This window comes from Variovorax sp. 10N420, assembly GCF_056394705.1.
Map to the genome: position 1 here is coordinate 16,627 of NZ_JBFTIJ010000016.1, position 22,453 is coordinate 39,079.

A 22,453-nucleotide genomic window follows, 5' to 3' on the forward strand; every position below is an offset into this window, starting at 1 on the left:
AAACAAGGAGACAGACATGAGCACATCGCCACTTCATATTTCCCGCATTTCGCGTATTTCGCGCCGATCTCTGCTTGCAGGTTCGGCGGCCGCTTTGACCCTGGGGCCGTGGACGCTGGCCGCGCACGCGCAGTCCGGCACGGTGCGGATCATCCTTCCCAATGCCGCCGGTTCGGGCGTGGATGGAATCACGCGCGCGGCCCAGCCGGCGTTGTCCAAGGCCTTGGGAGCTTCGGTGATCGTCGACAACCAGCCGGGGGCGGGCGGCATCGTCGGCCTGCAGGTGCTCGCGCGCTCGGCACCTGACGGCAACACGCTGGCGGTCGTTTCGAACAACGTCGTGATCTTCCCCAGCGTGATCAAGTCGCTGTCCTTCGACATGCCCGGCGACTTCACGCCGATCGCAATCGTCGGCGCGACGCCCATGGTGCTGGTGGTCAATCCGTCACGGATTCCGGCCACGAGCAGCAAGGAGTTGATCGCGTTGCTCAAGAGCAAGCCGGGGGAGTTCAACTTCGCGTCCGGCGGCAACGGCACGATCCTGCACCTGGCGACGCAGCTATTCCTCGAGGAAGCCGGCGTGTCGGCCAGACACATCCCCTACAAAGGCGTGGGGCCCATGGTGGCTGGCCTGATCGGCGGACAGGTCGACTTCGCGACCGCCGCTCTCCCCAGCGTGCAACCGCACATCAAGAGCGGCGCGCTTCGCGCGATCGGGGTGTTGACGGCCCAGCGCACGCCGGCGGCGCCGGAGATCCCGACCTTCGCCGAGCAGGGCTTGCCGAATTTCGTCGTCGACGCATGGTTCGCGGTGATCGGGCCCAAGGGCATGAGCCCCGCCAGCATCGCAAAGGCCCACGATGCGGTGGTTGCGGCCTTCGAAGATGCGGCGGTCAAGCAGGCGATGGCCAACCAGGGCAACACGATCAGCATCAGCACACCGGAACAGGCTCAGACCGCGTTCCGCAGCGAAATGAAAAAGTATGCGGCGCTGGTCAAGAAGGCCGGCCTGGAGCCGGAATAAGGCGCCGCCGGGATTTCAGTCGTTGAGTTCGACCCAGGCCGGCGCATGGTCGCTCGCGCCTTCCAGGCCCCGCACCGCGCGATCGACTCCCGCCTGCATCATCCGTCCGCTTGCAGCGGGGCTCAGCAGCAGATGGTCGATCCGCAAGCCGGCATCGCGAGGCCACCGGTTGCGCAAGTAGCTCCAGAACGTGTAGAGCGGCTCCGCCGGAGATTGACGATGCAGCGCGTCGACCCAGCCCGCGTCGAGAAGCGCCTGGTATGCCGCTCGCGGCGCCGGCTGCAACAGCGCGTTGTCCTTGAATGAACGCGTGGCGTAGATGTCGGCGTCCGTCGGCACGACGTTGTAGTCTCCGGCAAGCACCACAGGGTGCCCCGAGGCCAGCAGCGAGGCGGCGTGACGGTTGAACCTGTCGAACCATTCGAGCTTGTAGTCGAACTTGGGGCCGGGCTGGGGATTGCCGTTGGGCATGTAGAGGGACGCGATCACGAATCCTTGCACGGCCGCTTCGAGATATCTTGCCTGCCGATCGTCGTCGTTCCCCGGCAAGCGTCGGCGGATTTCGATGGGCGCACCGCACTTGCTCAGAATGGCAATGCCGTTCCACGACTTCTGCCCGTGAACGAGCGCTTCGTACCCCATGGCCCGGATCTCGTCGATCGGAAACTCATCTTCCATGCACTTGAGTTCCTGCAGGCAAACCACATCAGGGGCGGTCACGTCGAGCCAGGCGCGCAAAGGGCCGATGCGCTTGCGCACATCATTGACGTTGTAAGTGGCAATCTTCATCGAACGCAATCCTCACCGAAACGCCCGTCCTTTGCTGGTGGCTCCAGTATCCTTGCATGCGTTTGCTGAACGCAGCGGGGATTCAATGAAGAAATCACTGGTTGGCATTCTTGCCGTCGTGCTCGCCGCTGTGTTGATTGTGGGCGGCGTGTTCTGGTGGAAGGCACGCAATGCCCGTGACGACAACACGCTGGTGCTGCAGGGCAACGTCGACATCCGGCAGATTTCGCTGGCCTTCGACGGCAGTGGACGTGTTGCACAGCTGAATGCCGAAGAGGGCCAGCAGGTGAAGGCCGGAATGGTCCTCGCCACACTGGACACCCGGACTCTGCACCTGCAAGGCGACCAAGCCCGCGCGCAGATCGACGTGCAGCGGCAGAACCTGCTTCGATTGCGTCACGGCGCGCGACCGCAGGAAGTTGCACAGGCCCGCAGCCGCCTGGCCGCGGCGCAAGCAGAGGCACAGCGCGCCCAGCGCGAACTCGATCGCCTGCGCGGCATCTCCGGCAACACGCAGGGACGCGCAGTCAGTCCGCAGGATCTCGATCGGGCGCAAACCGCGATGCAGACCGCCAGGGCGAAGGCCGAAGAACTCCGCGATGCCCTGCGGCTGACGGAACTGGGCGCACGAGCCGAAGATCTGGCCGCCGCCGAGGCGCAACTGGAGGCTTCCAACGCGCAATTGGCCCTTCTTCAGCATCAGATCTCGCAAGGGGAGCTGAAGGCCCCGGCGGATGCCGTGGTCCGTTCGCGCCTTCTGGAGCCCGGCGACATGGCGACGCCACAGCGGCCGGTGTTTGCGCTGGCGCTCACGCACCCCAAGTGGGTGCGCGTCTTCGCGAGCGAGGCGTCGCTCGGCCGCATCCGGCCTGGCATGGAGGCCACGGTCCTTACCGACAGCCACCCCGATCGCCCCGTCAAAGGCACCGTGGGCTACATCTCCTCTGTGGCGGAGTTCACACCGAAGACAGTACAGACAGAGGAACTGCGCTCCAGTCTCGTCTACGAGGTTCGTGTCTTGGTCAAAGACGAGGACAACCTGCTGCGCCTGGGCCAGCCCGCCACCGTCAGGCTGGCCATCGGCGAAGCACCATGAGCTTGCCGGAGGCGACCGTCGTCGCCCAGTCCCTTCACAAGGAGTTTCCCGCAGCGCCCAAGGGCACGATGGTGGCGGTGGGCGACATGACGACGAGCTTTCGCCGGGGCGAGCTCACCGCACTGGTGGGCCCGGACGGCGCCGGCAAAACCACCCTCATCCGCATGATCGCCGGCCTGCTTCGCCCCACCAGCGGCAGTCTCCAGGTCCTTGGCCTGGACGTGGTCGCGCAGCCCCAGGCGGTGCAGGATCGCATCAGCTACATGCCCCAGCGCTTCGGCTTGTACGAGGATCTAAGCGTGCAGGAAAACCTGGAGCTCTACGCCGACCTGCATGGCGTCGCGCAGGATGTGCGTCGCGAGCGTTTCGCCCGCATGCTGGAAATGACGGACCTGAAGCGATTCACCGCGCGGCCGGCCGGCAAGCTCTCCGGCGGCATGAAACAGAAGCTGGGGCTGGCCTGTACCCTGGTGCGTTCGCCCGACCTGCTGCTGCTGGACGAGCCATCCGTCGGGGTAGATCCGCTGTCGCGTCGGGATCTGTGGAAGATCGTTCAGCAGTTGGTCGACGATGAGCACCTGAGCGTCATCGTCAGCACCGCCTACATGGACGAGGCCCAGCGCTGCGCCAAGGTGCTGGTCATGCATGAAGGCAGGCTGCTTTACGAAGGAACGCCCGAGGCCTTGCGTCAGCAGGCGAAGGGTTTGACCTTTACGGCCGAGCCGGCGGCGGGTGAACCTCCGCGCAATCTCCAGGCGCGCCTCCTCGACGCAGAGGAATTGATCGTCGATGCGGTGCCCAAGGCAGGCGGAGTGCGATACATCGTCCGACAGGAGGGCCGGGAAAGTCAGGCGGCTCTGAGCACGCTGCTGCAGGACACCCCTCACCACGACAGGCCGGAAGAGCTGGAAGACGCGTTCATGCTGATGCTGCACCGGCGGCAGGCCCAGGGCGAGACCGATACCGCCAGGAAGGCCGTCGCGACCCGGATCGAGCCTCGCCGGGATGACCGGCAGGCAAGCAACGACGCGGACAAGCCTGTGATCGTCGTCCGCGATCTCGTGCGCAAGTTCGGCGATTTCACCGCGGTGGCGCGCACGTCCTTCGACGTCGCACGCGGGGAGATCTTCGGCTTGTTGGGACCGAACGGCGCCGGCAAGACCACCACCTTTCGGATGCTGTGCGGGCTGCTGCCGGCCACCAGCGGGTACCTGGAGGTTGCTGGCGTCGATCTTCGTACTGCCCGTGCCCAGGCCCGCGCGCGCATCGGCTACGTCGCGCAGAAGTTCGCGCTGTACGGCAACCTGAGCGTGCGCGAGAACCTCGAGTTTTTCGGCGCAGCCTATGGTCTCCGGGGCGGCGCGCTGAAGCAGCGGGTAGAGGCGTCGATGCAGCAGTTCAGGCTGGACGGTGCTGCCGCCAGCGGGCCATTGCCGGGCGGCTACAAGCAGCGCCTGGCGATGGCCGCAGGTCTCATCCACCAGCCCGAGATCCTGTTCCTCGATGAACCGACCAGCGGCATCGATCCGCTGGCGCGGCGCTCTTTCTGGCGCATCATCACGGCGCTCGCGCAGTCGGGCGTCACAGTGGTGATCACCACGCACTTTATGGAAGAGGCCGAGTATTGCGATCGCATCGCGATCCAGGACGCCGGCAAGGTGCTCGCGCTCGGCACGCCGCTGCAAGTGCGTGAGAAGGCGGGGGGAGACCAGGGCTTCGACATGTCCGACGCTTTCATCGCCATCGTCGAGCAGGCGCGCCACCAGGAGGAAGCGCGCCACCAAGAGGAAGCGCAAAAGGCCGCCGCATGAATCTTTCCACCTTCCTGCCCACGCGCATTGCAGCTCTGGTACGCAAGGAGATCCGCCAGATGGTGCGAGACCGCAGCAACCTGGCGGTGGGCTTGCTGCTGCCCTTCGCGTTGATCCTGCTCTTTGGCTATGGGCTGTCTTTCGACGTGACGAAAGCCCCTGTCGCTGTCGTCCTGGACGACCGCTCACCCACGGCTCGCGAAGCTGTCTCCGGGCTGGACGGGACCGAGTACCTTTCGCCGGCGGCTGTCGGCAGCATGGCCGAGGCCGAGGCGATGATGCGCGCCGGGCGCGTGAGCGGCATCGTGCGCGTGCCAGCGGACTTCACCCGATTGGCCGCAAGCGGCGCGGGCGCACCGATACAGCTGGTGCTCAACGGCGTGGATTCGACCACCGCCAGCATCATCGAAGGCTATGTCACGGGCGCGCTGGCGAGCGCGGGGTTGCGTCGGGCAGACCGTCAAGGCGGCAAGTCGGTCGCGGCTTCCGGCACCGTGGTTCTCGCGCAGCGCATGTGGTTCAACGAGGCCGGCGTCAGCACCTGGTATCTCGTACCGGGTCTCCTGGCACTGGTGATGACGCTGATCGGTGCGTTCCTCACGTCGCTGCTCGTGGCTCGCGAATGGGAGCGCGGAACGCTTGAGTCCTTGTTCGTCACCCCCGTTCGGCCGATGGAGATCGTCATTGCAAAGCTGGTGCCGTACTTCATCATCGGAGCCATCGACCTGGCGCTTTGCCTGCTCGCGGCGCGTTTCCTCTTCGACGTGCCGATGCGGGGATCGCTGAGCATCATCGTCGGCACATCGCTGCTGTACCTGTTGGTGTCTCTTTCGCTCGGATTGATGATTTCCGGCATCACCCGCAACCAGTTCCAGGCCAGTCAGCTCGCGCTGCTGACGAGCTTCATGCCGGCGATGATGCTTTCGGGCTTCGTCTTCGACTTGCGCAACATGCCGGTGGCCGTGCAGGTGGTGAGTCAACTCCTGCCTGCCACTCACTACATGGGCATGATCAAGACGCTCTTCCTGGCCGGCGACAACGCTGCCATTGTGTTGAAGAACAGCGCCATTCTTTTCGGCTATGCAGTGGTTCTCATCTACGGCTGCAGCCGGACCTTGCGTAAGCGCCTGGAGTGAAGCATGCACGAAGGGATCGCCAAGCTCGCGCAGATCGCCGCCCTGGTGCGCAAGGAGCTGCTTGCCATCCTCAAGGAGCCGTCGAGCAGGGCGATCCTCGTGGTGCCGGCGCTGCTGCAATCGCTTCTGTTCGGCTACGGAGCGACCTTCGACATCAAGCATGTGCCCTATGCCGTCGTCGATCTCAGCCGCGGCGCCGCTTCGACCGAACTGCTGTCACGGCTGGATGGAACGGGCGTCTTCGAACGGGTCGCATCACTCGCCTCCACGAAAGAGATCGCGCGGCCCATCGACTCGGGCGATGCGCTGATGGTGCTGAGCGTTCCGTCCGATTTCGAGTCGCGTCTCGCGAAGGGAGAGCCGGCGCCGCTGCAGTTGATTCTGGATGGCAAGAACTCGACCACTGCGGGCATGGCGGCCGCCTACGTCGGCGCCATCGTCGGGAGCTTCAACGCATCGCGCGCCGGTATGCCCGGTGTCACCGTCGTGCGACGTGCATGGTTCAACCCCAATCTCGAATCGCGCTGGAATCTGATGCCCGCACTGATCGCGGCACTGAGCATGCTTCAGACCTTGCTGCTCGCAGCCTTGTCCGTCGCGCGAGAGCGAGAGCAGGGGACTTTCGACCAACTGCTGGTGACGCCGCTCACGCCGATGCAGATCCTGGTCGGCAAGGCGCTTCCAGCCATCTTCATCGGGCTCGTGCAGTCGAGCATCATCTTCCTGATCATCCGTTTCTGGTTCCAGGTGCCACTGAACGGGTCCGTCTGGTTGATCTATCTCGGACTGTTTTGCTTCACGGGCGCGGCGGTGGGCATCGGCCTTTCAATTTCGGCGCTGGCGCTGAACATGCAGCAGGCCATGCTCTACGCCTTTCTCCTGATCATGCCGCTCATGCTTCTATCGGGCCTGCTCACTCCGGTGGAGAACATGCCTCAGATCCTTCAATGGGTCACCTATGCCAATCCATTGCGGTTTGGCGTGAGTATCGTTCGCCGGGTCTATCTGGAGGGAGCGGGCATGCGCGACGTCGCGATGGATTTCGTGCCACTGCTTTGTATCGCGGCAGTCACGCTGCCCTTGGCCGCGTGGCTTTTTCGTCATCGTCTTTCCTGATCATCGAGGACGCCATGCCGCACTCGTATTCATTGGGTTCATTGAATTTGGTGGCGCCCGGCGCGCTCGCCGTGCTGTTGCTCGGCCTGGCTGGCTGTGCGGTCGGTCCGGAGTTTTCGGCTCCGGCCACCGCGTCACCCAAGAACTGGTCGAGCTGGCACAGCGGCGATCCGGCACTGGCAGTGACGGTCACGGCTGACAGCGTGCTGCCCGATCGTTGGTGGGACGTATTTCAAGACCCTGTTCTCGATGAACTGCAGCAGCGTGCGCTGGCGGCCAGCCCCGACCTCCAAACGGCGGCCCTGCGCTTCGCTCAATCGCGCGCGGTGCGCCAAGGCCAGAATGCACAGAAGGCGCCAACGCTCGACCTCAGTGCAGGCGCCACGCGCCAGCGCCTGAGCGAGTTCGGTGCGGGCACTCGTCTGATCGACGCGATCAGCAGCGGCACAACGCAGCAAGAACTCATTCAACTGCTGAGCGAGCCTTTCAATCTCTATCAGGCGGGGTTCGATGCATCATGGGAACTCGATCTGTGGGGCCGCGTACGGCGCTCGGTCGAAGCGGCCGACGCCGATGTCGCTCAACAGGCGGCGTTGCTCGACCAGGCGCGCCTGAGCCTGCTCAGCGAGGTGGCTCGCAACTACTTCGAGTTGCTAGGCGTGGAGCGACGCCTCGCTTTGACGCGGCAGGAAGTTGCCGCACTCGACGATCGCCTGAGCCTGATCGAAGCACGGGTCAACGGCGGCGTGACGACCCGCCTCGACCTGCTGCGGCAGCGCAGCGAAGTGCTGGGTCTGCGCGCCCAGGTGTCAGCATTGCTGGCGCAGGAGACGAGTCTGCTCAATCAGATCGCCGTGCTGATCGGGGAACGTCCCGGCGCCCTTCAGAAGACGCTTGAAGCGGCAGGTGACTCTGAAGCCATGCGCTTGCCGGACCTCGCGCTCGGCTTGCCATCCGAAGTCGCTCAACGCCGTCCGGACATTCGCGCGTCCGAGGCACAACTGCGCAGTGCGACGGCCAGGATCGGTGTTGCTCAGGCGCAGTTGTATCCCAGCATCCGGCTGGGCGCAGGGTTCGGACTCGAGTCCTTCCTGGCGGACGAATTCACGAACTGGGGCAGCCGCACATGGTCGATCGGCCCATCGCTGAGCCTCCCGATCTTCGATGGCGGCAGGCGCAAAGCCGAAGTGCAACTGCGCGAACTGCAACAGCAGGAAGCGGCCATCGCGTATCAGCGAACGGTGTTGCGGGCGTGGCGCGAGATCGACGACGCACTGACCGGTTATACGGCGGAGCAGCAGCAATGGCATCAGTACCAGGAGCGCGTCGCCACGGCCGGGGAGGGTTACGAGCTGGCCCGGGCGCAATACGACGGCGGTTCGGTCGACTTCACCACGGTGCTGGACACCCAACGTGCCTATCTGCAAGCCCGGATCGATCTGGCGGCAAGTCGTGCGCGGCTGGAGACGAGTTTCGTAGCAATCAACAAAGCCATCGGTGCGGAGGCAACCATGGCTATCATGCGCGAATGATTGATTCATCGACTGGCTGACAGTCATCGCAATCCAACCCCGCTTCGGCGGGGTTTGCTTTTTGGCGGAATCATTTTGAGTAAGAAAGCATGAACGAGTCGAAAGAGACGGCCATTCCATGAGAGTCCTCGTCTGTGGCGGTCGCGACTACGAGGACTGGACATTCATCGTTCGAGTGCTCGATCGGGTCCACGCGCGCCAGCCCATTACCCAGCTCATCGAAGGAGGTGCGACGGGTGCCGACGAACTCGCACGGCGTTGGGCCAAGGCTCGCGGGATCGAGGTCTTGACGTTCACCGCCCACTGGGAACGCTACCCCGGACGTGCCGGTCTGATCCGGAATGCGCAGATGCTGCGAGAAGGGCGACCCGAACTCGTGGTGGCTTTCAAGGGAGGCAGGGTGACGGCGCACATGGTCACCATTGCATCGGCAGCGCTCGTGCCGGTGCTGAAAACCTGGCGCGTGAAGACCGAGGAGCGGCCCGTCGGAGACTGAGTCCCTTGAGTTGCCGGCATTGCGGGGGGGCGGGGATCACAGATCCTCGATGACGAACATGCGATAGCGTTGGGCCATCAGATAGGGACCGCGACTCACGACCTCCATCATCTTTGCCGCAGTCTCTTCGTTCGGCGTCTTCACGAGGAGCCCGTAATGGCCTTCCCTCGCCAGCTTGGTATAGGCCCTCACGGTCGCACCCTCGGTGCCGGCGGATGGCAGCGGGTCGTCCGCATCCTTGGCCGTGGGTGTGATCTGCGACAGGATCGCCGCTGGCGTCACCAGGAGAACCTCGCTGTCTTCCAGGCGCGTGTTCAACTCCGTTCCGACCGAGACTGCCGTGGCTTCGTCCGGGAACATCACCATCGAATAGCCGGTCGGATAGAACGTGCCGCCGACCGTCGCGATCATGGAAGGGTCGAGACTGAATGAGGTGAACATGGGCGCCTTCGGTTCATTCCAGTTGAATGCAAGCCTGCATGATCCAGGCGGCAGGACGGCGCCCGAGTAGGAATAGCACGGCATCGAGCGCCGGTCATGGGAGATTCATGCCGGATTCATACCTGTGGCCTGGCTCCTTCGCGCAGCACCGCGTTGATCTCGGCACCGAAGATGAGCGTCGCCGCACTGATGTACAGGAACACCAGCGTCGCGATGACGCCCGCAAAGCTGCCGTACACCACTGCCAGCCGCCCTGCGGAGCGCAGTGTGTACGACAGCGTCGCGGCGGCGGCCACCCACAATGCAGCGCCCACCAGCGCGCCAGGCGCCACTGAAGACAGCCGCTGGCTGATGTCCGGGAGCCAGCCGTACATCAGCGCATACAGCATCGCCAGCACCACATAGGCCGACCCATAGCGCACGCTGTTGCGAAGCCAGAGCGTTTCCTGCGCCGTCCCCATCGTGTCCAGCAACCGCGACACATAGGGCATCACGATGACCGAGCTGAACGCGACCAGGATGCCCGCGCCCACGATGATCGTGAACACCGTCACCTTGATGCGCGCCTTCCAGAAGGGAAGGCCCCGCTGAATGCCATAGGAGCGGTTCAACGCACTGCGCACCGCCTGCATGCCCGACGAGGCCGTCCATAGCGTGGTGACGACACCCAATGTCAGAAGTGCCTGGTTGCGCTGGGCCAGCAGTTGCTTGATGACCGGCTGCATCGCGTCCCGCACCGCCTGCGGCGCGTAGTCCATCACCCGATCCGCCAGCGCTGCCGCGTCGCCAGGCTCGCCGATGAAACCGGCAGCGGCGGAGACCAGGATCAACAACGGAAACATCGCAATCAGCGACGAGAAAGCCAGGCTGCCGGCCTGGTTCGCGCTCTGGTGATGGATGTAGTTGCGAACGGCGAGCCACACAACCCGCAGTCCGCGCGTGGACATCGCGGCCAGCTGGAAGCGGCGCCAGGCCTGGTGCAGCGACGTCAAGTCTTGTGCCCGGATTCTTCCGGGCCGCTGGGGTCCTGTTGGGGCGAATTGCCCTGATGCTTCATCGGGATCTTTCAAGGCCAGTTCCTCGTCGGCACCTTCCGCCACTCCCGCATTTTTTCGCGTAGGACGGAGTCACATGCCAAGGGACGTCCTATTCGCCCTCCACGCCGGGTTGTTCGATCCGGTCGAGCACTCGTTCCGGCGCCACGTTCCGGCTGAGTTCTTCAAGCTCCGGGTCGCGAGCCGATGCGAGTTCCATGCGATTGGCGATCTCCTTCACCAGCCCGAGCAGCTTCGTGATCTCGTGCTCGCTGAGCAGGCTGATCTGCAGGTCGAGATCCGCGCGCTGATCCGCCAGCGCTGCCATGCGGTTCTGGCTGATCATGACGAAAGTCGAGATGAAGATCGCTTCGACCGAGGCGACCATCGCGAGCACCACGAAGGTCGGATCAAAGGGCTCCAAAGGCGTCCAGCCGAGATTGATCACGAGCCAGGCGCCATAGATCACGAGATGAACGTAGACGAAAGCCATGCTTCCCGCGAGCCGGGTCATGGCGTCGGCGATCTTGTCCTGAATGCCGGCGGACGCGCTGTGCATGTGCCGCCGCTCCACCAGCGCGGCGATGTTGCGGTCGATCACCCCCGCGACGGGGGATTCTTCATCGTTCGCTGCGGTCTCCCTGTCCATTTGGATTCATCACAGTTGCGTCTTCCCGGTGCCCGTCCGGTCGTGCACCCATCGCACGGCCTGCTGCTCCGCGTGGCGCAGCGCCTCGGCGGCAGTCGCATAGGCGAACTCGGAGGTGTCGTTCGGAAGCTCGATCTTCTTGGTGACTGAAGGCCCGCCAACGCAGATTGCGACCGGCTTGAACGTGTTCCCCGGCATCGGCTCCGTGCCGCACAGGAACAGCCATCCGCGGTAGGCGAAGGGCCGCCCTTCGGTCGCGCCTTGCGATGTCGGTGCTTGCATGGAAGGTCTCCTAGTGTCTACAGAGCTTCCGGGCCGGGTGCGAGCGCGCGTGTCGGTACGACGTTGCGCGTACGGTAGGACCGCTCCCACCGCCGGGCTGCTTTCGGTAATTGCGGGTTCGTCCTACCTGCACTCATTGAATACTGTGAGTGAATACATGCTCTTAATGCCATGTCGCTGCCCTTCTTCCTTGTCGAAGACAACCTGCTGATTCAGAAGAACCTGATCTCGGCACTGGATGAATTGGCGGGAGCGAAGGTCATGGAAGTCTTTCCGTCGGAGGCGGAGGCCGTCGCGTGGCTCAAGGCAAATCCCGATCACTGGAAGCTCGGGGTGATCGACCTGTTCCTGGCCCAAGGCTCGGGACTCGGTGTTGTCCAGCAGTGTCGTGGGCGCTCTGCTGATCAGCGTGTGGTTGTGTTGACAAACTACGCGACTGCCGACATTGCCCGCAAGGCATTGGCCGGGGGCGCCGATGCGATCTTCGACAAGTCCACGGAACTGGATGCGTTTTTCGCTTACTGCACTGCACATCGGCTGGCGCTCCATCTTTGAGAGATTCGTGCTCTGAATTCCCCTGCTAACGTCTCCGCGGTCAGGATAGGTTCAGAACCCGGTGCTAGAGTTTTTTGCCGACTTGAAAACGCGCGCACGAGCAGTATTTCACCGGGATGATCACTACTTAGAAGAGGTCATGTCTCAAAGAGCTATTCCTTCGGTCTCTTCGATCCCTTCGATCCCTTCGATCTCTTCGGTTCCTTCGAAGTCACGGGCGCTGCTTGCATTCGAGGCCGCCTGCGAGCGCCTGCGCAACTCCCTGGACTCGCCGGGTGCCGAAGGCAGGCCCTCCGCCAGTTCCGCCGAACGGCAGCAGGCCTACCAGTTGATCCTGGAAGCGTTGGCGAACGTCCGTGACGCCTACGGCATCGAGACTGGGCCAATAGCGCCCATAGCGCAGGTAGCGCCGGCCATCCATGACCCACCACATACATCGGAGGCAAGCCATGGCAATCAACATCGAAGCGTCTGAAGAGATCTTCAGGCGTTGTGCAACGGCGGCGATGCTGATCAAGCCCGGCGATTCGCTGCCGATGCGGTTGCGCGACTACGGCATGCTCGTCGCGGACGAATGCGCAGAGGCGGTGAGGGGATACAGAAACGAGAGCCAGCGCGATGCGGGCGATTCGATCCGGGAAGTCTTTGGTGACTAGCCCTGCAGCAGAGGCGCCCCCCACAGCGTCGATGGAGATTCCCTTCGAGGACCAGCTTCTCGCGTTCGAGGCGCGGCTGGCCAAACAGGGACTCGCGTCGGCCCTGGAGCTTCTGAACGATCGAACGAAGTTCCGCTACACCGCGCTGCACCGGCTCAGGGGCGGCAATCTGCTCCCCGTGTGCGTCTTCGACCGCTTCAACGAAAACCGCGCCTATCTCCAGAGCGCGCAATTCCTGGCGGCGCTCGGCGCGATCACGGTGGAGGCCGGTGATTTCGTGACCTCGGATTGCAGCCAGGATGTTCGCCTGAAGCCGCTCGGCGGACTCATCATTTCCTATTGCGGCGTCGTTCTGGCGCCGGTGGATGGACCCGCATGCGGCGTGCTGTGCCACTTCGACATAGACAGCTGTGAAGTGCGGCCCTGCGAGTTGTCGTTCCTGCGGGCCGTGGCACCACTGCTCGTCCATTACGTCGAGTAGGGCCCTTGAAGAGGGCCCTTCGCGCGGGTCAGGCGGCCGCGGTGAGTTCGCCCATCAGCTCTTCCTTGCGGGTTTCAAGTTGATCGCGCAGGGCCATCAGGTCGAGTCCGTGCGCTGCACGGGCCTTGACGAAAATCTCGTTGCGCTCTTCCTTGACGTGGTGGTCGATGTATTCCCCAAGCACGGTCACCTTGGCGTCGAACTTGTCGTCGATCTCCGTGGCGCCCTGGATCTGGGCAATCAGGTCCTTGGCGCTGGCATGCTCCACCTCGGCTTCGTCGAGGAGGTCTGTCTCCTTGATGGCTTCGCGCACGGCGGGATAGAAGATTTCTTCTTCGATCTGTGCGTGAACGGTGAGCTCCGAACAGATCTCCTCGGCCAGTTCGCGCTTCTTGTCGGAAACGTTGGCGGCTTTCGAGTGGGTCAATTCTTCATAGGCCTTGAACAGCTTCTTGACGTTGCGATGGTCCGCATCGAGAAGGCTGCACGCGTCGGCGGCGGCGCGCTTGGTGGAAGTCGGCATCGTGGGGCTCCGGTTGAGTGGGGGATGAAAACAAGAACGAGTGACGAAGCATCTGAAGGCGAGGGCGGCACCCATGTCGGCTGCCGGTTGTCTATGCGGTAGGACCTCGCCCACTGCCGTTGAAAGTGCGGCGGCGACGATGCCAGGGCTTCAACAGGACCAGCAATGCGCCCGCGCCTGCACCCGCGCTGCACGCGACGAGCAAACCCGGATGCTTCTTGCCGTACTCCTGCAGAGGACGCTGGTCCATCTCCTCATGGAGCTCGGCGCGTGTCACGGCGAGCCTGGCCTTGGCGTCGAGGGAAGCGTCAGAGTCGTTCATGCAGTTTCTCCTTTCGGACCACACGAAGCAGGTCGAGGTCGGCTTCGAATTGCTGCTGCACTTCCTGCGCCTTCGGCACCACCGCCGAGCGCATCGCCGCAACGAGTCCGATCACGAACAGGAGCCACGCGACGCCCGGAACGACGACCAGCGCCCAGTGGAACCCCTGCAACACGCCGAGCATGATCGCCACGGCGGTCAGGCCCAATGCGAGCAGGAGACAAACCCCCGCCACCACGGCACCCGTCGCCTTGATCAGCATCGCGCGCTTGGCTGCGGAAAGTTCGGCTCGCATGAGAGCCACGTGGTTGGCCAGATGGCGTGCAACCAGGTCTGGCCGCCTGAGGATGACGGTAAAGAAGGGATGGATCACGGGCATTTGCTCCTGTGGCGGAGCGTTCGAGCGCGCCGTCATTGCGCATGTAGGAAGAAGGCGCGTGCAACCCGCAAGAAGCGCTGAGGACATGCGATGCAAGGCAATGGCGAATGGCCGCAAAACGATGGTGTAGGCGCACACCGGCAAGCTATGAGGACATTGGCGATGGCCTCTGCTGTGATTGCTGGGTCACGATGAGCGGTTCCATCCCAACCAACCCGACCACCAACTCCCAACCCAACAGCAGCGAAGGAAAAGTCATGACTGCACCACCTCAACGATCAGGCCAGTCCGGTCAGGTGGCCGATTCGGGCAGCGGGGACGGCACCCGCCCCGTCACCAGCGGCGGCGTCGACAACATCGGGGCCGGAGAAGCGTTCACCGGAAAGCAGACGCAAGGCGGCGACGTCTCGGGCCCGGCTCCTGTGGAGAGGAACTCCGACCGGCGCAAAAGCGTGGAAACCAGCCGTGAAGACGACTCGGCCCCTTACAACCTGAGGGAAGACCTCAGCTCGGAACAGAGTCGGGACCCCTCTTGACGCCAGCATTCGATATCGACATCGACATTCGACATCCGGCATTCGGAGGGGGAACGATGGAGCAGAAATTTCGGGTGCCATACCTCGAATGGGAATTCGTGTTCTTCGTCCCGGAGCGTGATTTCGACGGCGTGCTCCACGGCCGTGCGGAAGTGATCCGTACGCGCGACCTGCGGCTGGAATGCACTTTCTCCCTGTCCCGCAAGCAAGGTTCACTCCGACAGCTACGCGGAGAATTGAACGAGGAGTGCCTCGCCTGGGTTTCGGAATGGCGGCGCCGCAAACGCGGCGGCGGAGGAGGGTGAGGCCCCCGGTTTCGGCCTGGGCCTACTTGGGCGGCGCCTCGCTGACCATGCGGCGCAACAAGTGCTCATCGATCAGCTTGCGGATGGTCTCCACGTCGACCGGTTTCGTCAGGTGGGCGTCGAAGCCGGCATTGAGCGCATCCTGGATATCGCGCGGCTGACCCCAGCCGGTCGCCGCGATCAGCATCATTTCGGCGTTCCCAACATCGGCGCGCAATTGCCGTGCAACTTCATGGCCGTCCAGATCCGGCATGCCGATGTCCAGGAGCGCGACGTCGGGCCGGTGCGTTCGGGTGAGTTCGACCGCCTGCAGCCCGCCGTTGGCAATCACGACGCCGTAGCCCGCGCGCTCGAGCAGCTTGGCGAGCCCCCAGGCCGCATCGCGGTTGTCGTCCGCGACGAGGATCTTTGTCTCGCGCGATGGCGGGACGTCCAGCGGCACGAGCTGGCGCGGGGTCGGGGGGGCGTCCAACGCCGTGGCGCGGAACACCGGCAGGCCGAAGCGGAAGCGGCTGCCTTGTCCAGGGCCCGCCGAAGTCGCATGGATCCATCCTCCATGCAACTGCACGATGCTGCGCGAGAGCGCGAGCCCGATGCCGAGTCCGCCGGCGATCCTCTCGCGCGCCTCCGGGGCCTGCACGAACATGTCGAACATGGCGTCGATCTCTGCGGGCACCATGCCGATTCCATCGTCGGCGACAGTCACCACCACTTCGTTCTCGACAAGCTCGGCCGACACGCTGATGTGTCCGCCGGCCGGCGTGTACTTGGCGGCGTTGCTCACGAGATTGCTGATGACCTGCGCCAGTCGAACCGGATCGGCATCGACTTCCAACTCGACGACGGGAAGCCTCACGGTCAGGGTGTGATTGGCGGCATCGATCTGCGGACGGGTCGCCTCCAGCGCTGACTCGACCACGGCCGAAACGCGAACCGCCTGGCGCTGCAGAGCGAGCCTGCCGAGGCGGAGGCGCGAGACGTCGAGCAGATCGTTCAGCAGTTCGCGCATCGCCGCCGCCTGCCGGCGCACGACGTCGGCGGCCCTGTTGCGGTCGCCGTCGGTGTCCGGGCCTTCGAGCACCTGGGCCGCCGACGATATCGATGCGAGCGGCGTCCGGAGCTCATGCGACAGGACCGCGAGGAACCGGTCCTTGGCCGCGTCGGCCACTTCGAGTGCCCGCCGGGCCGAAAGGTTGTCCTGCAAGGCTTCGAGCAACTCCGCCTTGCTGCGCTCCGCCGCGTCCTGCGCCTTGCGCATCAGCGTCTGGTCGCGAAGCACCTTGACGAATCCGACCGCGGCGGCGGCGCTGTCCCGCATCAGCATCATCGCGCCGCTCGCCCAGAAGCGCGTGCCGTCCTTGCGCACGTGGAAGCGATCGTCGGCGGCGCGACCCTCGGTCCGGGCGAGGTCAGCCTCTTGCTCGGGTGCGCCGGCGGCTCGATCCTCTTCGGTGAAGATCACGTCCACCGAGCGGCCGACGACTTCCTTTTCCGAGTAGCCGAGGATGCGCTGCGCACCCGCGTTCCAGGTCGTGACGCGGCGGTCCAGGTCCGTCGAGAAGATGGCGAACTCGTCGGCGTTCTCGATCACCAGGCGCAACTGCTCGCGGCTTTCGCGCAGTTCGGCCTCGACCTGCTTGGCGACCGTGATGTCGCGCGCGGTGGCGGTGCCCGCCATCACTCGGCCGTTGTCGTCGTGGATCGGCGAAATGGTCATGGAGACCTGAAGCGTCGAGCCATTCTTGCGCCGTCGAACGGTTTCGAAGTTCTGCACCTGCTGACCGGCGATGACTTTGTCGAGCAAGGCCGTCTCACGCACGTCCTGCTCTGGGGACAGGATGGAGAGCGGCCTGCCGATGATCTCTTCCTCCGCATAGCCGAACATGGATTCGGCCCCGCCGTTCCAGCTCAGGATCGTGCCGTCCAGCGCGAAGCTCATGATGGCGTCGCTGGAGAAGGCAACCACCGCCGACAGCCAGAGCCGCACTTCCTCCGCCTGCTTGCGCTCGGTGATGTCGATGAAGGACAGCACGATCCCGGCGATCCGGTCGTCGGTCGTGCGATAGGGCAGCAGGCGCGCGAGGAACCAGCTGCCGTCGGCCTGTCCGACTTCGCGCTCGACCGGCACGAGCCGTTCCAGGACGCGATGCGCATCGGCACTGAGTTCGCGGTAATTGAGTTGCGTCGTCAGGTCGGCCAGCGGCCGGCCCAGGTCGGTCGGGATCAGGTTGAACAAGCTGATGGCCGAGGGCGTATAGCGCTTGATGCGCAGGTCGCGGTCCAGGAAGATGGTCGCGATCGCCGTGGCGTCCATCAGGTTCTGCATGTCGCTGTTGGCGTGGCCCAGTTCGTCGACCTTGGCCTTGAGTTCGTGGTTGACCGTCGTCAGCTCTTCATTGATGGACTGCAGCTCCTCGCGGCCGGTTTCCAGTTCCTCGGTGGCCGAACGCAGTTCTTCGTTCATGGCCTGCAATTCCTCGTTGCTGGCCTTGAGCTCTTCGGTGGATGCCTCGTACTGCTCGACCGTGTCCCGCAGATGCGCTTTGAGCCGCTCCAGTTCGCGATCGAGGTGGCGGGCGACCGGGTCGGGCTCCTTGAGCCGAGCCGCGGCATCCGCCGGTTCGGGCGTCTGCACCGCCGCGGGCCGGCTGTCGAGCAGGACGATGTACAGATCGGCCCCCGGTTCACCCACCGGCGTCACGCTCAGGCGAAGGACCAGCGCCTCGCCATCGAGTTCGATAGGGAGGTCCGGCACTTCGGAAGTCTTCCGTGTCTGACCGGCTTCGAGCAGCGCCGCCCGCAACTCGATGCGCAGGGCCGAGTTCACCGATCGCAGCAGATTGCGGCTCGGCTCGCCGCCCGTGAATTGCAGAAACCGTCCGGCGCTCGGCGACAGGTGGACGATTTCGTATTCGCTGTCCACGAGGATGGAAGGCGGCGCCAGCTCTTCCAGCAGACGCAGGTGCAGTTCGCCCCAGGAAGTCCGATGCGAATGCTCCGGCATGCGGCCGGCGCGCTGCAGCGGCAGCGAGGGCTGAGCGGCCGCGGCCGTCGACGCTGCCTCCGTTGCAACCTGCACGCCCGGCGAGAACGCGCCGCGCTGCATCTGCAATGCCAGAGTGCCCGGACCCGACGGTACCGGAAGGCCAATGCGCGGCGCCGCGCGTTGCTTGTAGATCCGGTACTTCTTGTCGGCCACGGCAAACAGCGGGCTGCCGTCGTCCACCGATTCCGACGAGCCCAGGAACAGAACGGCGCCCGGATTCAGCGCGAAATGGAAGGTCTCGAAGACGCGCGCTTGCGCGTCCCGGTTCAGATAAATCAGGAGGTTGCGGCAGCTCACGAGGTCGAGCCGCGAAAACGGAGAGTCCTTCAGCACGTTGTGCGTTGCAAAAAGCACCATCTCGCGCAACTCCCTGCGCACGCGATAGCCGCGATGCTCCTTGGTGAAGAAGCGTTGAAGGCGATCGTCGGACACGTCGGCTTCGATGGCCGCCGGGTAGAGGCCTTCGCGCGCTGCCTGGATCGCTTCCTCGTCGAGGTCGGTCGCGAAGATCTGGATCAGGGGCGGCGCGTCGACCTCGCGCGCGTATTCGGCCAGCATCATTCCGACCGAGTAAGCCTCTTCGCCCGTCGCGCAGGCCACGACCCACACGCGAACCGTTTCGTTCGGCCCCCGTTTGGCGAAGAGCGCCGGCATCTGCCGCTGCAGCGCCGCGAACGATTCAGGGTCGCGGAAGAAGTTGGTGACGCTGATCAAGAGATCCTGCAGCAGCGCACCGGCTTCCGCGGAATTCGTGCGCAGGCAATTCAGGTAGCTGGGCAGATCCTCGATCGAATTGACCTGCATGCGCCGGGCGATGCGGCGCAGCACGGTGGCGCGCTTGTACGACGAGAAGTCGCGCCCGGTGCGAGCGCGCAGAAACGTCAGGATGTCGCGCAGCGCCGCTTCGTCGTGCCCGGGCGGCGGACGCGAGGCTTGCGAGGCGGGTTCTTCTTCCGTCGGGAGCCGCAGCTGTTCGCCAAGCCGGTGGTAGCGCAGCAGGCGCTCCGACATCTGCGACACCGGCAGCACCCAGTCCACCATGCCGGTCTCGATCGATGCGCGCGGCATGCCGTCGTACTCGGCCTCCTCGGGCGATTGCGCGACCGTGAGGCCGCCTCGTTCCTTGATGCGCTTGATGCCGATCGCGCCGTCGCCGTCAGCGCCTGACAGCACCACCGCCGAGGCTTTCGGACCGTGCGACTCCGCCAGAGAGCGCAGGAACAGATCGACGGCCAGGGGGCGGCCCCTGCGTTTGAGCAGGCCGAGCTGCAGTTGATCGCCCGCGGTCTGCAGCGACTTGCCGGGCGGAATGACGTAGATGTGATCGGGCTCGATCGTCAGCGTCTCCTGGACCTGGATCACGGGCAAACTCGTGCAGCGCTGCAGCAGTTCGGCCAGCGTGCTTTCATGATCCGCGGCGAGGTGCAGCACGACCACGAAGGCGACGCCCGGCGCTTCAGGAACACTCTTGAAGAAAGTGACCAGCGAGCCGATGCTGCCCGCGGAACCGCCAATGCCAACGACCGGCACCGCGGCCACTGTGCGCGGCAGGGTGGAGGCCGTCTTTTCGGCGTTCTGTTCGCTGGGTTCGGTGGTCCCTTCAGGCTCCGGTGCGCTCATCCTGCCCTTTCGCAAAAGTTCGGCCAACGTTCGAAAAGCCCGAAATTATGCGCCGCATCGAGGCCTGCGGATGTGCATCGCAAGGCGCGCGTGAGCGACCGCACCCCGGTAGTTCTTGCGGCAACTCTTACCGACCGCGGGCGCCAGGCACGAATCAAGCTCGGCAGTCGGGAGCGGGCACTTGGGCACGGCATTTGCCTACATGGAGGCCGTACACCAGAACACCATCATGCAAGCAAACGAGCCGGGCGCCGGCACCCCTCCATTGGCCCTTGCGGGAAACCACGCGGGGCACCACTTCAACTACCAAGGCTGGGACGTGACCCTGCAGCTCGATGGCGTGAGCCGCGAGGGGCACGTGAGCGGACATGCGGATCTGCGCGCCGGCAACTACAGCTGCCGCCTGGTGCTCGCGACTCCCCACGGCGATGGCGCCAGCGCACTGCGCGCACTTGCGCAGAGAGCCCGGACGCTGATCGCCGATCGCGAAGCGCTGGCTGCCTCGATCAAGCGGAGCGGCGGCGACACCAACCCGGCATAGGGAGCGTTCATGTCACCCCACGTCCGTTTGGGGCTGTGCCTTCTCCAGCAACTGGCGCTCATGCAGGTCCTGCGTGAATTGGCGCGGGTGCTGCGCGTCAGCGGGCGCGGCGAGCCGCCGGGCTGGGACGGCGCGACGATCTCCCAGCGATTCGACAACTACCACCGCGAACTCCTCGCCATACGCGGCTCGTTCACCGCGGAGGATCTGAGCCAGCTCCGGATCTGCCGCGCTGTGTTCCTGCGCCGGATGATGGCAAGCGCTTCGGCGCGCTTGGGCGGATGGGAGGACTCGGTGTCGCTCGAAGACGCGCCGGTCTCGCGGCTTTTCGAATGGCTGTCCCATGATTTCGAGCGCCTGGAGCTCTCGGCGCTCGAAGAAGGCATGACCATGCGCGAGACCGCGTTCTATCTGCAGATCGTCGGCATCCAGGAGGTCTAGCCGGTTGCGCCGGCTCGACGGAACTACCGGCCGCCCGGCTGAAGTTGCGGCAAGTTTTTCAAGCAGCCGCCTGGCGGATTGCCCGACGTTCCAGTGCCGCAGCCGTCGCCGGCATGGCACGACTATTGCCGGAGTAATGGCACACAAGCCGAATCACGCACCAGGACTGCTCCATGGAAATCCAAGCACACGCCCCTCGTCCCCGTCAGTTCGTTCCGCAAGATCTCGATCATGTGGACCTCAACGACGTCTACCAACTGCGTTTCTGGATGCAGGAGTTGCAAGTGACGGAAGGCCGCCTGCGAGCGGCGGTCGCCGCGTGCGGCACGAGGATCGCGGCTGTGAAGAGGTACCTGGGTATCGCCTGAAGGAAAGGCCAATGCAATGGGTGAGTGAGGACGCCGCCGCAGCCAAGTGCCGGGCAGAAGCCGGACAAGCTACCGCAGTTTGGCGCCGAGTCGCCGATGGGCCGGCCTGGACAGCCGGCCGGGATCGCGGGCCTTTACGTCCTTCACATCCTTTACGTTCTTTGCGCTCTTCTCGCTTCCTCCGAAGCGAGCTTCACCAGCGGAGACGTCATTGCCAGCACGGGCGGCAAGCCGGCCGGCTGATGCACCGAGCATCTCGGCCAGCCGCATGGCGTCGTGCGGCGCGTGCGCCTTGACGTCGTTGTCGAAGTAGCAATAGACGTCGCGGCGCGCGCGCGTCGGCGCCGCACGGGTGGACGCACACCGTGCATCGGGCGGCTGGCCGCCATCGCGCCATGCTTCGATGCGGCGCGCCCATCGTGACAGCGCCTCGTCGCTGTAGCCGCTGGCGTAGAGCTGGGTATCGCCATGAAGCCGCACGTAGACGAAGTCGGCCGTGACATCCTCGATCAGCGGAAATCGCCCGGCGGTGTCCGCCACGACGAGCGCCATGCGATGTTCGCGAAGCAGGGCGATGAACGCCGGGTCGACAAAGCTCGGATGGCGGACCTCGAGCGCATGCCGCAGCGGCCGCTCGCCATCCGATTGCAGCCACGTGCGGCCCGCCGTGCGCTCGTCGTGCATGCGACCGAGCGCCTTCGCTTCTTCGGTGTCTTTCGGCAGCAGCGAAAGAAAAGCGCCGATCAGTTCCGCGTTCCATTGCAGGGTCGGCGGCAGCTGCCAAAGAATCGGTCCGAGCTTGGCGCCGAGCGCCAGCGGTCCCGACGCGAAGAAGTTGGCGAGCGCCGTGCGGACTTCCTTCAAGCGCAGAAGGTGAGTCACGTAGCGCGGCCCCTTGAGCGCGAAGACGAAATCGTCCGGCGTCTCGGATGCCCACCCCTGGTACAGCGGCGGCCGCTGCAGCGAATAGAACGAGCCGTTGATTTCCGTCGACGACAGCACGCTCCCCACAAAGGCGAGTTCTTCCCGCTGCTTGAGCCCCTTGGGATAGAACGCGCCGCCGCGCCACTCGGCGTAGCGCCAGCCCGAGACGCCGATCCGCAAATCGCCCGAATGCTTGGAACTCTTGGAAGGCTTCGAAGCCCTGGTCATGCAGGGACGCTGCGGCAAACCGGCAGGCACGCCCGTAGGAAGAGCGCCCACTCGTAGGTCCGCGCCTTCCGTGTCATCAGTGCCGGGACGACACAAGGTGGCAATCCGCTCACGATGTTCGG

26 protein-coding genes are annotated in these 22,453 nt (G+C 64.5%); 15 read left to right on the forward strand and 11 right to left on the reverse strand.

Going from position 1 to position 22,453, the window contains the following annotated elements:
• The first annotated feature begins 16 nt into the window (after positions 1 to 16).
• Complete coding sequence (locus AC1DEK_RS26745) at positions 17 to 1,024, forward strand: Bug family tripartite tricarboxylate transporter substrate binding protein (protein WP_478128341.1); 1,008 nt, start codon at positions 17 to 19, stop codon at positions 1,022 to 1,024.
• Positions 1,025 to 1,039: 15 nt separating this feature from the next.
• Here AC1DEK_RS26745 and AC1DEK_RS26750 read toward each other — a convergent pair whose 3' ends face one another.
• Positions 1,040 to 1,813: an exodeoxyribonuclease III gene (locus AC1DEK_RS26750; protein WP_478128342.1), complete on the reverse strand. Its 774-nt coding sequence runs from the start codon at positions 1,811 to 1,813 to the stop codon at positions 1,040 to 1,042.
• 85 nt (positions 1,814 to 1,898) lie between these two features.
• On the opposite strand from AC1DEK_RS26750, the gene AC1DEK_RS26755 reads away from it, so the two are divergent.
• The 6 genes from AC1DEK_RS26755 (at position 1,899) to AC1DEK_RS26780 (ending at position 9,000) form a co-directional block, all read left to right on the forward strand.
• Entirely contained in the window at positions 1,899 to 2,909 is a 1,011-nt protein-coding gene (locus tag AC1DEK_RS26755; protein ID WP_478128343.1) for an HlyD family secretion protein, read from the forward strand.
• On the forward strand, positions 2,906 to 4,720 hold the full coding sequence (locus AC1DEK_RS26760) for an ATP-binding cassette domain-containing protein (protein WP_478128344.1): 1,815 nt from the start codon (positions 2,906 to 2,908) through the stop codon (positions 4,718 to 4,720). The genes AC1DEK_RS26755 and AC1DEK_RS26760 overlap by 4 nt, the downstream gene beginning before the upstream one ends.
• Positions 4,717 to 5,856 (forward strand): ABC transporter permease, encoded by a 1,140-nt coding sequence (locus AC1DEK_RS26765; RefSeq protein WP_478128345.1) that lies wholly within the window; start codon positions 4,717 to 4,719, stop codon positions 5,854 to 5,856. Before AC1DEK_RS26760 ends, AC1DEK_RS26765 begins: the two co-directional genes overlap by 4 nt.
• Positions 5,857 to 5,859: 3 nt before the next feature.
• Positions 5,860 to 6,972: an ABC transporter permease gene (locus AC1DEK_RS26770; protein WP_478128346.1), complete on the forward strand. Its 1,113-nt coding sequence runs from the start codon at positions 5,860 to 5,862 to the stop codon at positions 6,970 to 6,972.
• Positions 6,973 to 6,986: 14 nt separating this feature from the next.
• The gene (locus AC1DEK_RS26775) at positions 6,987 to 8,504 is read left to right on the forward strand and encodes an efflux transporter outer membrane subunit (protein WP_478128347.1); all 1,518 of its coding nucleotides are present in this window, start codon (positions 6,987 to 6,989) and stop codon (positions 8,502 to 8,504) included.
• 118 nt (positions 8,505 to 8,622) lie between these two features.
• Positions 8,623 to 9,000 carry a DUF2493 domain-containing protein gene (locus tag AC1DEK_RS26780; protein ID WP_478128348.1) on the forward strand — a complete coding sequence of 126 codons (378 nt, stop codon included), beginning with the start codon at positions 8,623 to 8,625 and terminating at the stop codon, positions 8,998 to 9,000.
• A gap of 36 nt (positions 9,001 to 9,036) precedes the next feature.
• Here AC1DEK_RS26780 and AC1DEK_RS26785 read toward each other — a convergent pair whose 3' ends face one another.
• The 4 genes from AC1DEK_RS26785 to AC1DEK_RS26800 all read right to left on the reverse strand — a co-directional run bounded on the left by AC1DEK_RS26785 (position 9,037) and on the right by AC1DEK_RS26800 (position 11,406).
• Positions 9,037 to 9,441, reverse strand: coding sequence for a hypothetical protein (locus AC1DEK_RS26785; protein ID WP_478128349.1), 405 nt, complete (start codon positions 9,439 to 9,441; stop codon positions 9,037 to 9,039).
• 116 nt (positions 9,442 to 9,557) lie between these two features.
• Complete coding sequence (locus AC1DEK_RS26790) at positions 9,558 to 10,433, reverse strand: YihY/virulence factor BrkB family protein (protein WP_478128350.1); 876 nt, start codon at positions 10,431 to 10,433, stop codon at positions 9,558 to 9,560.
• A 154-nt stretch (positions 10,434 to 10,587) separates the two neighbouring features.
• Positions 10,588 to 11,124, reverse strand: coding sequence for a DUF1003 domain-containing protein (locus AC1DEK_RS26795; protein WP_478128351.1), 537 nt, complete (start codon positions 11,122 to 11,124; stop codon positions 10,588 to 10,590).
• A gap of 9 nt (positions 11,125 to 11,133) precedes the next feature.
• Positions 11,134 to 11,406: a hypothetical protein gene (locus tag AC1DEK_RS26800; RefSeq protein WP_478128352.1), complete on the reverse strand. Its 273-nt coding sequence runs from the start codon at positions 11,404 to 11,406 to the stop codon at positions 11,134 to 11,136.
• Between the two features lie 171 nt (positions 11,407 to 11,577).
• Between AC1DEK_RS26800 and AC1DEK_RS26805 the strand changes: the two genes are divergently transcribed.
• Entirely contained in the window at positions 11,578 to 11,961 is a 384-nt protein-coding gene (locus tag AC1DEK_RS26805; RefSeq protein ID WP_478128353.1) for a response regulator, read from the forward strand.
• 211 nt (positions 11,962 to 12,172) lie between these two features.
• On the opposite strand, the gene AC1DEK_RS26810 is transcribed toward AC1DEK_RS26805, so the two are convergent.
• Positions 12,173 to 12,382: a hypothetical protein gene (locus tag AC1DEK_RS26810; protein WP_478128354.1), complete on the reverse strand. Its 210-nt coding sequence runs from the start codon at positions 12,380 to 12,382 to the stop codon at positions 12,173 to 12,175.
• Positions 12,383 to 12,410: 28 nt separating this feature from the next.
• On the opposite strand from AC1DEK_RS26810, the gene AC1DEK_RS26815 reads away from it, so the two are divergent.
• Together AC1DEK_RS26815 and AC1DEK_RS26820 are read left to right on the forward strand one after the other, a co-directional pair.
• The gene (locus AC1DEK_RS26815) at positions 12,411 to 12,617 is read left to right on the forward strand and encodes a hypothetical protein (protein ID WP_478128355.1); all 207 of its coding nucleotides are present in this window, start codon (positions 12,411 to 12,413) and stop codon (positions 12,615 to 12,617) included.
• Positions 12,610 to 13,098: a hypothetical protein gene (locus AC1DEK_RS26820; RefSeq protein ID WP_478128356.1), complete on the forward strand. Its 489-nt coding sequence runs from the start codon at positions 12,610 to 12,612 to the stop codon at positions 13,096 to 13,098. The genes AC1DEK_RS26815 and AC1DEK_RS26820 overlap by 8 nt, the downstream gene beginning before the upstream one ends.
• Positions 13,099 to 13,126: 28 nt before the next feature.
• Here the strand turns inward: AC1DEK_RS26820 and AC1DEK_RS26825 are convergent, their stop codons facing one another.
• The 3 genes from AC1DEK_RS26825 to AC1DEK_RS26835 all read right to left on the reverse strand — a co-directional run bounded on the left by AC1DEK_RS26825 (position 13,127) and on the right by AC1DEK_RS26835 (position 14,316).
• Complete coding sequence (locus tag AC1DEK_RS26825; protein ID WP_478128357.1) at positions 13,127 to 13,621, reverse strand: hemerythrin domain-containing protein; 495 nt, start codon at positions 13,619 to 13,621, stop codon at positions 13,127 to 13,129.
• Positions 13,622 to 13,712: 91 nt separating this feature from the next.
• Positions 13,713 to 13,943: a hypothetical protein gene (locus AC1DEK_RS26830; RefSeq protein ID WP_478128358.1), complete on the reverse strand. Its 231-nt coding sequence runs from the start codon at positions 13,941 to 13,943 to the stop codon at positions 13,713 to 13,715.
• A complete protein-coding gene (locus tag AC1DEK_RS26835; RefSeq protein ID WP_478128359.1) occupies positions 13,930 to 14,316 on the reverse strand; it encodes a phage holin family protein in 387 nt (128 codons plus the stop codon). The genes AC1DEK_RS26830 and AC1DEK_RS26835 overlap by 14 nt, the downstream gene beginning before the upstream one ends.
• 263 nt (positions 14,317 to 14,579) lie before the next feature.
• Between AC1DEK_RS26835 and AC1DEK_RS26840 the strand changes: the two genes are divergently transcribed.
• Both AC1DEK_RS26840 and AC1DEK_RS26845 read left to right on the forward strand, forming a co-directional pair.
• On the forward strand, positions 14,580 to 14,858 hold the full coding sequence (locus AC1DEK_RS26840) for a hypothetical protein (protein ID WP_478128360.1): 279 nt from the start codon (positions 14,580 to 14,582) through the stop codon (positions 14,856 to 14,858).
• A complete protein-coding gene (locus tag AC1DEK_RS26845; RefSeq protein WP_478128361.1) occupies positions 14,855 to 15,163 on the forward strand; it encodes a hypothetical protein in 309 nt (102 codons plus the stop codon). Before AC1DEK_RS26840 ends, AC1DEK_RS26845 begins: the two co-directional genes overlap by 4 nt.
• 22 nt (positions 15,164 to 15,185) lie before the next feature.
• Here the strand turns inward: AC1DEK_RS26845 and AC1DEK_RS26850 are convergent, their stop codons facing one another.
• Positions 15,186 to 19,829 carry a PAS domain S-box protein gene (locus tag AC1DEK_RS26850; protein WP_478128362.1) on the reverse strand — a complete coding sequence of 1,548 codons (4,644 nt, stop codon included), beginning with the start codon at positions 19,827 to 19,829 and terminating at the stop codon, positions 15,186 to 15,188.
• Between the two features lie 181 nt (positions 19,830 to 20,010).
• On the opposite strand from AC1DEK_RS26850, the gene AC1DEK_RS26855 reads away from it, so the two are divergent.
• The 3 genes from AC1DEK_RS26855 to AC1DEK_RS26865 all read left to right on the forward strand — a co-directional run bounded on the left by AC1DEK_RS26855 (position 20,011) and on the right by AC1DEK_RS26865 (position 21,179).
• Entirely contained in the window at positions 20,011 to 20,370 is a 360-nt protein-coding gene (locus AC1DEK_RS26855) for a hypothetical protein (RefSeq protein ID WP_478128363.1), read from the forward strand.
• A gap of 9 nt (positions 20,371 to 20,379) precedes the next feature.
• Positions 20,380 to 20,811 carry a hypothetical protein gene (locus AC1DEK_RS26860; protein WP_478128364.1) on the forward strand — a complete coding sequence of 144 codons (432 nt, stop codon included), beginning with the start codon at positions 20,380 to 20,382 and terminating at the stop codon, positions 20,809 to 20,811.
• A 173-nt stretch (positions 20,812 to 20,984) separates the two neighbouring features.
• On the forward strand, positions 20,985 to 21,179 hold the full coding sequence (locus tag AC1DEK_RS26865; protein WP_478128365.1) for a DUF3606 domain-containing protein: 195 nt from the start codon (positions 20,985 to 20,987) through the stop codon (positions 21,177 to 21,179).
• A 69-nt stretch (positions 21,180 to 21,248) separates the two neighbouring features.
• Here the strand turns inward: AC1DEK_RS26865 and AC1DEK_RS26870 are convergent, their stop codons facing one another.
• On the reverse strand, positions 21,249 to 22,331 hold the full coding sequence (locus AC1DEK_RS26870; RefSeq protein ID WP_478128366.1) for a DUF72 domain-containing protein: 1,083 nt from the start codon (positions 22,329 to 22,331) through the stop codon (positions 21,249 to 21,251).
• Between the last annotated feature and the right edge of the window lie 122 nt (positions 22,332 to 22,453).

Bases quoted from the DNA above. Each gene is read 5' to 3' on its own strand.
- AC1DEK_RS26750 (WP_478128342.1), bottom strand. From the start codon at position 1,813: ATGAAGATTGCCACTTACAACGTCAATGATGTGCGCAAGCGCATCGGC.
- AC1DEK_RS26770 (WP_478128346.1), top strand. From the start codon at position 5,860: ATGCACGAAGGGATCGCCAAGCTCGCGCAGATCGCCGCCCTGGTGCGC.
- AC1DEK_RS26780 (WP_478128348.1), top strand. From the start codon at position 8,623: ATGAGAGTCCTCGTCTGTGGCGGTCGCGACTACGAGGACTGGACATTC.
- AC1DEK_RS26810 (WP_478128354.1), bottom strand. From the start codon at position 12,382: ATGGATGGCCGGCGCTACCTGCGCTATGGGCGCTATTGGCCCAGTCTC.
- AC1DEK_RS26850 (WP_478128362.1), bottom strand. From the start codon at position 19,829: ATGAGCGCACCGGAGCCTGAAGGGACCACCGAACCCAGCGAACAGAAC.
- AC1DEK_RS26795 (WP_478128351.1), bottom strand. From the start codon at position 11,124: ATGGACAGGGAGACCGCAGCGAACGATGAAGAATCCCCCGTCGCGGGG.
- AC1DEK_RS26760 (WP_478128344.1), top strand. From the start codon at position 2,906: ATGAGCTTGCCGGAGGCGACCGTCGTCGCCCAGTCCCTTCACAAGGAG.
- AC1DEK_RS26870 (WP_478128366.1), bottom strand. From the start codon at position 22,331: ATGACCAGGGCTTCGAAGCCTTCCAAGAGTTCCAAGCATTCGGGCGAT.
- AC1DEK_RS26815 (WP_478128355.1), top strand. From the start codon at position 12,411: ATGGCAATCAACATCGAAGCGTCTGAAGAGATCTTCAGGCGTTGTGCA.
- AC1DEK_RS26840 (WP_478128360.1), top strand. From the start codon at position 14,580: ATGACTGCACCACCTCAACGATCAGGCCAGTCCGGTCAGGTGGCCGAT.
- AC1DEK_RS26825 (WP_478128357.1), bottom strand. From the start codon at position 13,621: ATGCCGACTTCCACCAAGCGCGCCGCCGCCGACGCGTGCAGCCTTCTC.
- AC1DEK_RS26775 (WP_478128347.1), top strand. From the start codon at position 6,987: ATGCCGCACTCGTATTCATTGGGTTCATTGAATTTGGTGGCGCCCGGC.
- AC1DEK_RS26860 (WP_478128364.1), top strand. From the start codon at position 20,380: ATGTCACCCCACGTCCGTTTGGGGCTGTGCCTTCTCCAGCAACTGGCG.
- AC1DEK_RS26805 (WP_478128353.1), top strand. From the start codon at position 11,578: ATGTCGCTGCCCTTCTTCCTTGTCGAAGACAACCTGCTGATTCAGAAG.
- AC1DEK_RS26745 (WP_478128341.1), top strand. From the start codon at position 17: ATGAGCACATCGCCACTTCATATTTCCCGCATTTCGCGTATTTCGCGC.
- AC1DEK_RS26755 (WP_478128343.1), top strand. From the start codon at position 1,899: ATGAAGAAATCACTGGTTGGCATTCTTGCCGTCGTGCTCGCCGCTGTG.
- AC1DEK_RS26765 (WP_478128345.1), top strand. From the start codon at position 4,717: ATGAATCTTTCCACCTTCCTGCCCACGCGCATTGCAGCTCTGGTACGC.
- AC1DEK_RS26865 (WP_478128365.1), top strand. From the start codon at position 20,985: ATGGAAATCCAAGCACACGCCCCTCGTCCCCGTCAGTTCGTTCCGCAA.
- AC1DEK_RS26830 (WP_478128358.1), bottom strand. From the start codon at position 13,943: ATGAACGACTCTGACGCTTCCCTCGACGCCAAGGCCAGGCTCGCCGTG.
- AC1DEK_RS26785 (WP_478128349.1), bottom strand. From the start codon at position 9,441: ATGTTCACCTCATTCAGTCTCGACCCTTCCATGATCGCGACGGTCGGC.
- AC1DEK_RS26800 (WP_478128352.1), bottom strand. From the start codon at position 11,406: ATGCAAGCACCGACATCGCAAGGCGCGACCGAAGGGCGGCCCTTCGCC.